General features: G+C 68.7%; 2 pseudogenes. Both read right to left on the bottom strand.

Annotated features, from left to right (window positions below):
* Positions 1-237 (bottom strand): annotated as a pseudogene (locus G3N93_RS40830) (FHA domain-containing protein); the annotation flags it as partial.
* Between the two features lie 186 nt (positions 238-423).
* Positions 424-872, bottom strand: a pseudogene (locus G3N93_RS40825) (type III secretion system protein); the annotation flags it as partial.

The raw sequence follows: 872 nt of genomic DNA, 5'->3' as shown, positions 1-872 counted from the left end.
CATCAGGAGCGGCGAACCATCCGCGTCGAACGCATCGGCGATCGCCTCGGCCGGCACGGACGCCGCACGTCGTGCGCGGGTTACGCCCTGCGCATCGATCGACAGCAGCAGATCGCCGTCGCGCCAGTCGTTGATGCGAATCTCCGCGTCGTCACCCGCGCCGATCCGGTGCTCGCCGGCATCGAGCGCGATTTCCGCACCGGCATGCAGGCCGGTCAGGATTCGCAGCAGCTTCATCGGTTGCTCCTTACGCGTGCGTCGTGTGTTTCATTTGCGTCGATCGAATCGGTCGCGATCGGTGCACCCGGTCGATCGCGTCGCATCGTTCGTCCATGCAGCCAGAATAGTTCGACGCGGCATCGGTGTTCGTCCGTCGCGCGAATTCGCCGCCGCATTTGCGAAGCGCCGCGTGCGCCGCGACGTTCAGGACCGCTGAGCGGCCAACACGCCCTTGTGCAGCGTCTCGACGCTTGCATACGCGCGTGCGAGCTGCGCGTTCGTCGACGGACGCTCCGCGTTGAACACCATGAGCGGCAGCAGAAAATAATGCGTGCTCGCACGCTCGCTATGCGTGGTCGACGCATCGCGCGGCGCACCGCCCGCGCTTCGCATCGCGTCGAGCAGCAACTGCTTCACGCCGCTCCAGCCGATCGGCGTCCACGGCCCGGTGCGCAAGCGGGCGGCGAGCAGGTCCGCGTTGTGATTCAGCAGCGCGGCCGTGATGCGCGCGCCGGGTGCGGCATCGACGCGCCGGCCGAGCTGGAGCAGCGTGTCGGCCCACAGATGCCGCAACGCATGCTCGCGCTCCAGCGGGTCCGCGAGCGTATGCGCGACGTCGCGCAGCGCGCGTTGAGCGGGCACCGGCGCCGGAC

The organism is Burkholderia sp. Se-20378 (assembly GCF_017104665.1).
GTDB lineage: Bacteria > Pseudomonadota > Gammaproteobacteria > Burkholderiales > Burkholderiaceae > Burkholderia > Burkholderia lata.
This window is presented reverse-complemented; position numbering and strand designations above follow the sequence as displayed.